The 1,690-nt window shown below is 53.3% G+C and carries 1 rRNA gene; it reads left to right on the plus strand.

From position 1 onward, the window contains the following. The first annotated feature begins 113 nt into the window (after positions 1 to 113). Positions 114 to 1,676: ribosomal RNA gene (locus A194_RS19010) — 16S ribosomal RNA — on the plus strand. The last annotated feature ends 14 nt before the right edge of the window (positions 1,677 to 1,690 follow it).

The following is a 1,690-nucleotide window of genomic DNA, read 5'->3' on the forward strand; positions in this document are numbered from 1 at the left end:
TTCGAACCTTGAAAACTAAACAAAATAGCCTGTCGTCAATTCGGTTTTCTTCTAGTGATTGACTAAGAGGAAAACAACGATGACATTAAATTATTTAGAGTCAATCAAACACTTTTATGGAGAGTTTGATCCTGGCTCAGGACGAACGCTGGCGGCGTGCCTAATACATGCAAGTCGAGCGCGGGAAGCAGACAGAATCCTTCGGGAGGATGTCTGTGGAACGAGCGGCGGACGGGTGAGTAACACGTGGGCAACCTGCCTGTAAGACTGGGATAACTCCGGGAAACCGGGGCTAATACCGGATAACTCAACGAACCGCATGGTTCGGTGTTAAAAGATGGCTTCTGCTATTACTTACAGATGGGCCCGCGGCGCATTAGCTAGTTGGTGAGGTAACGGCTCACCAAGGCCACGATGCGTAGCCGACCTGAGAGGGTGATCGGCCACACTGGGACTGAGACACGGCCCAGACTCCTACGGGAGGCAGCAGTAGGGAATCATCCGCAATGGACGAAAGTCTGACGGTGCAACGCCGCGTGAGTGATGAAGGTTTTCGGATCGTAAAACTCTGTTGTTAGGGAAGAACACGTACTGTTCGAATAGGGCAGTGCCTTGACGGTACCTAACCAGAAAGCCACGGCTAACTACGTGCCAGCAGCCGCGGTAATACGTAGGTGGCAAGCGTTGTCCGGAATTATTGGGCGTAAAGCGCGCGCAGGCGGTTTCTTAAGTCTGATGTGAAAGGCCACAGCTCAACTGTGGAGGGCCATTGGAAACTGGGGAACTTGAGTACAGAAGAGGAGAGCGGAATTCCACGTGTAGCGGTGAAATGCGTAGATATGTGGAGGAACACCAGTGGCGAAGGCGGCTCTCTGGTCTGTGACTGACGCTGAGGCGCGAAAGCATGGGTAGCGAACAGGATTAGATACCCTGGTAGTCCATGCCGTAAACGATGAGTGCTAGGTGTTAGGGGGTCCAACCCTTAGTGCTGCAGTTAACGCAATAAGCACTCCGCCTGGGGAGTACGGCCGCAAGGCTGAAACTCAAAGGAATTGACGGGGGCCCGCACAAGCGGTGGAGCATGTGGTTTAATTCGACGCAACGCGAAGAACCTTACCAGGTCTTGACATCTTCGGACCACCCTAGAGATAGGGTCTTCCCTTCGGGGACCGAATGACAGGTGGTGCATGGTTGTCGTCAGCTCGTGTCGTGAGATGTTGGGTTAAGTCCCGCAACGAGCGCAACCCTTAACCTTAGTTGCCAGCATTCAGTTGGGCACTCTAAGGTGACTGCCGGTGACAAACCGGAGGAAGGTGGGGATGACGTCAAATCATCATGCCCCTTATGACCTGGGCTACACACGTGCTACAATGGATGGTACAAAGGGAAGCGAAACCGCGAGGTCAAGCCAATCCCATAAAGCCATTCTCAGTTCGGATTGTAGGCTGCAACTCGCCTGCATGAAGCCGGAATCGCTAGTAATCGCAGATCAGCATGCTGCGGTGAATACGTTCCCGGGCCTTGTACACACCGCCCGTCACACCACGAGAGTTGGCAACACCCGAAGTCGGTGGGGTAACCATTTATGGAGCCAGCCGCCGAAGGTGGGGCCAATGATTGGGGTGAAGTCGTAACAAGGTAGCCGTATCGGAAGGTGCGGCTGGATCACCTCCTTTCTAAGGATATTAAA

Source organism: Alkalibacillus haloalkaliphilus C5, assembly GCF_000269905.1.
Classification (GTDB): domain Bacteria; phylum Bacillota; class Bacilli; order Bacillales; family Alkalibacillaceae; genus Alkalibacillus; species Alkalibacillus haloalkaliphilus_A.